The organism is Vibrio fujianensis, assembly GCF_002749895.1.
Lineage (GTDB): Bacteria > Pseudomonadota > Gammaproteobacteria > Enterobacterales > Vibrionaceae > Vibrio > Vibrio fujianensis.
The window spans coordinates 44,624-50,478 of sequence record NZ_NBUS01000040.1 but is presented as its reverse complement, the minus strand read 5'-3'; the positions used below and the strand labels follow the sequence as shown (position 1 = coordinate 50,478).

General features: G+C 43.9%; 5 protein-coding genes and 1 pseudogene. All 6 read right to left on the bottom strand.

The genetic code is table 11. From position 1 onward, the window contains the following. Positions 1 to 255: pseudogene (locus tag B7C60_RS18055) on the bottom strand (arsenical-resistance protein); the annotation flags it as partial. 45 nt (positions 256 to 300) lie between these two features. Next, positions 301 to 639: a metalloregulator ArsR/SmtB family transcription factor gene (locus B7C60_RS06175; protein ID WP_099610903.1), complete on the bottom strand. Its 339-nt coding sequence runs from the start codon at positions 637 to 639 to the stop codon at positions 301 to 303. Between the two features lie 188 nt (positions 640 to 827). Next, complete coding sequence (locus tag B7C60_RS06170) at positions 828 to 1,580, bottom strand: substrate-binding periplasmic protein (RefSeq protein ID WP_099610902.1); 753 nt, start codon at positions 1,578 to 1,580, stop codon at positions 828 to 830. Positions 1,581 to 1,986: 406 nt separating this feature from the next. Then, positions 1,987 to 2,208 (bottom strand): hypothetical protein, encoded by a 222-nt coding sequence (locus B7C60_RS06165; RefSeq protein ID WP_099610901.1) that lies wholly within the window; start codon positions 2,206 to 2,208, stop codon positions 1,987 to 1,989. A gap of 148 nt (positions 2,209 to 2,356) precedes the next feature. Next, on the bottom strand, positions 2,357 to 4,261 hold the full coding sequence (locus tag B7C60_RS06160) for a sigma 54-interacting transcriptional regulator (RefSeq protein WP_099610900.1): 1,905 nt from the start codon (positions 4,259 to 4,261) through the stop codon (positions 2,357 to 2,359). A 94-nt stretch (positions 4,262 to 4,355) separates the two neighbouring features. Beyond that, positions 4,356 to 5,441 carry a glycerol dehydrogenase gene (locus B7C60_RS06155; RefSeq protein WP_099610899.1) on the bottom strand — a complete coding sequence of 362 codons (1,086 nt, stop codon included), beginning with the start codon at positions 5,439 to 5,441 and terminating at the stop codon, positions 4,356 to 4,358. Between the last annotated feature and the right edge of the window lie 414 nt (positions 5,442 to 5,855).

Here is a 5,855-nt window from a genome sequence, read left to right as displayed (position 1 = left end):
ACGAGTCACCTCACCTAAAAGGCTATAGTTCACTTTCGCCAATGGCGGGTACATCATTAAGATTAAGCCAATGGCAAGTGGGATATTGGTTGAACCAACCGATAGGCTTTCGTTCCACTGAGCCGCCTGAGGGAACCACACGCCAACTCCGACACCAATGGCCATGGCAAGGAAAATCCATACCGTTAAGTATCGATCAAGAAAGCTCATTTTTTCAGCAGCGCTGGTTTCGACACAGCTTGAGATATGACTCATAAAACCTCTTTTATTTGAAAATGATAAACCAACGGAATATAAACACTATTTGTTCACCTCATTCGAACATGACTTGCCTTTGATGATTTGCAATTCATGTTCAACGAGTGACCAATTATGATCAAGAGTGATCTCGAGCACTTGTTTGACCCAAGCGGGTAGGGCGGGATTGATTCGGTAGTAAACCCATTTGCCACGGCGTTCATCCAGAACAAGCCCGTGCTTGCGTAATTCGGCAAGATGCCGAGAAACTTTGGGCTGACTGAGATTCAGCGCCTCCATGAGGTCGCAGACACAAAGCTCTCCTTGTTTCTGCATTAAAAGCAGAGACTTAAGCCTCGTTTGTTCGGAAAGCGCTTTGTAAAGAAGAATTGGATCGAACATAGGAATAATTCGCTAATTACATTACATATGAAATATCATATATCTTATATTCCATATGTGTCAATGGTTAACTTAACGACTTTTTTCTTTAGTCATTCGCTCAAATTAACGGCGGTAAAGTAGAATTTCCTCGTACCATAGACTCTAATCATCAAGAAAGGATCGAATTGGAATGGCGTAACCGTATGTTATCGGTAATTTTCCAGCACCGTATCTATGTTACCTTGCTCTCGAAATAGCGCCATTTGTTGATTAAATTCTGCTAGCAAGTGGTGAAAAGACGAAGTGTTACTAATACATAATGAAAATTTGACTTCGGTTAATTGAATAGGGAGTTGGAGGATTTTCTCCTGCAAATTTAATTGAGCCATTAAATAATCAGCAACAATCTTATCGGTTACAACCACGTCGCCTCTGCCATGAGCCAACATGATGAGTGCATTGGATAAGTTTGACGTCAAAAAACGCTGAAACTTCTCCTCAGGGAAATGCTGATTACCCCAATGATTACCTTGATAATCGAGGATCAAAAAAGGGCTGAGGTCATCCATAGTCTGGGCGTTTTTTATTTGTGCGAGTTTCCCATTATTGGGGCTGACAAATAGATTCATCGGGCCGACAATGACAGCTTCTGTAGAGGCATCGGTATAAAGCAATCTATTCGCGGTCGCGATAGTAATAAAGGCGTCGGCTTGCCCTTGTTGCACCATTCTTTGTGCTCTTTCCCATGGATAGCCTCGATGAATAAGTTCAACTCCCATTCTGGTTTGTAGTACCTGATCAGCAATATCGATCAAAATGCCCGTCATATTGCCTTGTTGATCGCGAAAAGAGTAAGGGGGAAAATCCTCATAATAAACTAAGGTCATCAATGATTTCGCAACGGCGGATAGACTAAAAAAGCATAGAATCAGTAGAAAAAACAGCCTAGTTATAAACATAACCAACCTTCCTTAGGTGAAAAAGAACCTTTTGCTACTCATGGATTACCTAACTCGCTTAAGTGCATGTTGTCGATTTAAGCTATCCCTTTCCTACTTGAAGCTGCAGGGGTGTGTTCACCCCAATCACATCGCCTGTCTATGTCCATGGCGATGATGGGAGCCATCCGTGGCTCTCACCAAAGGCCAGCCTACGGCTGTTCAAATTTGTTCCAGACAAATTTGTCACCTACCTTTGGACATAAATATAGTTAGAAAATATAAAACATGCGTGGTTGATTTGCTGACAAGACAATTATAGCCTTTCACTTACTGCCTACCTGCAACTCCGCATGGTTTGCGGATACTGGTAGACAGTGATGCAATCTGCGTTGCAATATGAAACGGTTGCATATCGCCTAGTTGATTAACTCAGTACTTCGAACTGACTTTTATCCCATTCGGTAAGGTTATCGGTGACTTTGCCAATCAATGGCAGTAGTCGCCCCGCATCTCTTTCTTTAAAAGGATGATTGGTGATCACGGCAAAGCCGGCAATGCAGCATTTCCCCCCTTTGGCTTGAATGAACTGAGCAAGTGAACGGACGGCTTCTTCGCTGTAAGATTCAATTTTATAGAGATGGCCCATGATGCTTTCCTCTAAACCAAGTATTTAGCGTGATGACTTTATCACCGAGGTATTTTTATTAAGCATATTTGGTGCCAGTTTATAGAGACGGTAAACAGTATTCTCACTTATCGATGATCTGGCAACGCCAAGTCGTTGGGGGTATCATTCAGCTCTTTTGCTCAGAAGGCTCAACAATCGCACTTTCATCGATATCGTATTTGCGGATCTTTCGCCATAACGTTGTTCGGCCAACGCCCAATGCTTTAGCGGTTTGTTGCAAATGCCCCTGATGATGTTTTAAGGCATGAATAATGGCATTTTTTTCCATTAATTCGAGGCTTTGAATGGGTTGTTCGCTATGGCATTGACGGCGAATTTTATCGGGTAGGTCGTGAAGATGGATCTCCTGATTGGTTGAGCTGCTGAGTAAGATTTTATCCATCACACTCAGGAGTTCACTGCGATTACCTGGCCAGCTATAAGTAAATAGTGTTTGCAGCGCATCAGACGTTATTGTTCGATTTGCGCCATGCAGAATATGTGAGATCAGAGCGCGAGTATAATCAACCGCCTCCCTTTGAGCGGGTATACACACCTCGATGCCTTGCATGGCATAGCATAATTGACGGCTAAATAAACCCGATTCCACTAATTTGTCTAAATTAGCGCTACTTGTGCTAATTAATCGTACATTGACAGGAATAATTTGCTGACTATGCAATCGAGTCAAAAAACCGGTTTTTAAAATCGCCAATACACTGGCTTGTAAGTTAGGGGGTAAATATTCCACATGTTCTAAAATCAGTGTGCCATTATAAGCCAATTCAAATTTTGATGGCTGGCTGTGTTGGTTATCTCCCAATAGTGCTTGGGCTAATTGCTCGGGTTGTAAAGCCGCACAATCAATGATCATCAATGGGGCGAGACGTTGCTGACTTTTATGATGAATAGCTAAGGCGAGCGAAAGCTTACCCACCCCATCTTCGCCTTGTAACAAGACCGGTACTGAGACTTTGGCCGCTTTTTCAACTCTATGTTGGCAAGGATGGCCTTCCAATAGCCAAAGATTCTCTTCAGGTTGCCAATAGTCGCCGCCAATAAAGTGACGCTCATGATATTGGGTTTGTGGTTCACTGGGGTGAAATAATGCCATCACTTCACCGCTGCTCAATGGTTTGAGAGAAAGAGTGATTTTGAGCAGTTTATGTTGGCAATCGACCATCACTTCGACCTTTTCCAGTTTCGTTCGGTTCACTAAGGCCTGTTCAACCACAGGTGGGAAATGGAATAGTGCTTCAATATGTAGGCCAATGTGGCTTTCATCTAACCCCAGCCATTGTCGAGCACAGTGATTGATGTATTGCACATGGCCAGAAGACTGCCAAGTAATCACCCCCTGCTCTATGCCTTCTAATAACACATCACGTTGGGTGAGCAGGGTATTGGCTTGTGTGAGGCGTTGTTCGGAGCTGAGTAGCGTTTCAATTTCGCGCGCGGCACTTTCAATGAGTGCGTCGATCATCTCGTTATGTTGCTCGGTTTCACCTACCAAGGTCAAACTCGCTAATAGCTCACCCATCGGGTCGAAAATAGGCACCGCCGAGAAAAACCAAGGATGTAGTGCTTTACTCAGGTGATCGGCTCCGCTAGAAAACTGGGCTTGATGAGTGATTAGACAACATTCGATGGCCTGATTACCGATTCGTTGATCTGTCCAATCAGCCCCTAGATGTAAACCAAGATTGGCCAAGGTTTGGCGAATAAACGTTGCACCTTGCATATGCAAGGTGATTCCTTGCGCATTGGTGATACAAAATAACCAAGGCTGTTCGCGTAGCTTTTCAATCATGGCATCCAAGACTCGGTTAGTAAAACAGAGTAGGTTTTGCTGTGACTGAAGAATTTCGTCAAAGGTTGAACCTCTTACAGTCTTTGGATTTTGCCAATGTTTGGCTTGGCAAAATTGGCTAGCTTGTTGCCATTGTTGGTAGAGCTCGGCATGCTTACCTTTAGCGGGTAACCAGCCAGTATCGACAAAAATTTTCCACTGCTTATAGGTATCTGAAACCATAAATACATCTGCGGGTAGGGAGGCTGAGGATATCGTAACAAGAAGATGGCTAAAAAACGAATCCCCCAATCAGATTGGGGGACAAATAATACGATTACGCGGTGGTTAAAGCATGAGTGGTGAGTATCGCCGCATAGACTTGATCGGCACTTACTGGGAATGGCATGTTATGGATGGTTTCGCCTTCAGCGCAGGCCATTTCAGATACGGCCATTATTTGCTGTAGGTCGATGGTCGTCACGCCCATCTCGTGTAAATTGGTTGGCAAACCTACCTGGCGACAGAAATCTAGAACTTCAGCGAACTCTTCTTTAGGTGCATTTTCTAGTACCAATTGCACCAAAGTACTGAAGGCGACTTTTTCACCGTGATAGAGGTGATGACACTCTTCTAGTACCGTCAAACCATTGTGAATCGCGTGTGCAGCAGCTAATCCGCAGCTTTCAAAACCAATGCCACTTAAATACGTATTCGCTTCAATGATATTTTCTAATGCGGGGGTAACAAGGCCTTGTTTGCCGGCCATCATTGCGCTGTAACCATCTTCCATTAGCGTTTGATAACAGGCTTGAGCAATCGCAAAAGCGGCTTTGGTGGCGAGGCCCCCTGCCATTGTTGCTTTACCGGAGGCAATGGTTGCCCGCGCTTCAAAGTATGTGGCGAGTGCATCCCCCATGCCTGCAACCAGTAAACGCACTGGGGCTTTGGCAACAATGTCGCTATCGACTAACACCATATTAGGATTTGCAGGGAAGAATAGATACTCGCTAAACTCGCCTTGTTCGGTGTAGATCACCGCCAGTGAGCTGGTTGGCGCATCGGTTGAGGCGATAGTTGGGATAATCACCACCGGTAAGCCTAAGTAGTAAGCGACACTTTTCGCAGTATCCAGTGCCTTGCCGCCACCGATGCCCATAATCACTTGCGCCTGATCTTCTTTGGCGACCTGAACTAAGCGCTCAATTTCATTACGGCTACATTGACCATGGAAAGGCGATAAGTTGAGATGCATGTCTAAGCCAGCAAACTGAGTTACTAGACTATCTTCAACCATCGGTAACACCATAGGATCGGTGATAGCGAAAGCTCGCTGTCCAAAGCCTGTGACATGGCGAGCCACCTGATGAATAGCGCCTTTACCTTGAATGTATTTGCTGGGTGAGATTAAAATTTTTTCCACGTTATTGATCCTTAGTATTGTTTATTGCATGAATATGGTGAACATATCGTTTGAAGCAGATTAATCCTGTGCTGTTTTCAGTAGTAAGGTGTTCATTGTGCTTTGGCAATTAGTTTTGCCAACCGGATGTTCAATAAAAACCTTGTTTCACATTTCATCATGCTTTGAGTGACATTAAGCCAGCAAAAAAGAGATAGCTCACAATTTAGCTAATGACCGTTTCATGATGAAACTTTTATTGGCTACGAGCTGTTTCATTATGAAACTTGTGAATGTTCAATTGCTTAATTTACCGCTCGTGATAAAGTTTTTGGCTAAAACTAAAAATAGTGTGGAGTGATACTCGTGTATAATGTATTTGATGACCACTTTTTGAGTTACTCTCCTTCGCCTGTTGCGCTCATCAGCGGTGGT

Excerpts from the sequence above, each read along its gene's own strand:
- B7C60_RS06175 (WP_099610903.1), bottom strand. The coding sequence starts at position 639 with ATGTTCGATCCAATTCTTCTTTACAAAGCGCTTTCCGAACAAACGAGG.
- B7C60_RS06170 (WP_099610902.1), bottom strand. The coding sequence starts at position 1,580 with ATGTTTATAACTAGGCTGTTTTTTCTACTGATTCTATGCTTTTTTAGT.
- B7C60_RS06165 (WP_099610901.1), bottom strand. The coding sequence starts at position 2,208 with ATGGGCCATCTCTATAAAATTGAATCTTACAGCGAAGAAGCCGTCCGT.
- B7C60_RS06160 (WP_099610900.1), bottom strand. The coding sequence starts at position 4,261 with ATGGTTTCAGATACCTATAAGCAGTGGAAAATTTTTGTCGATACTGGC.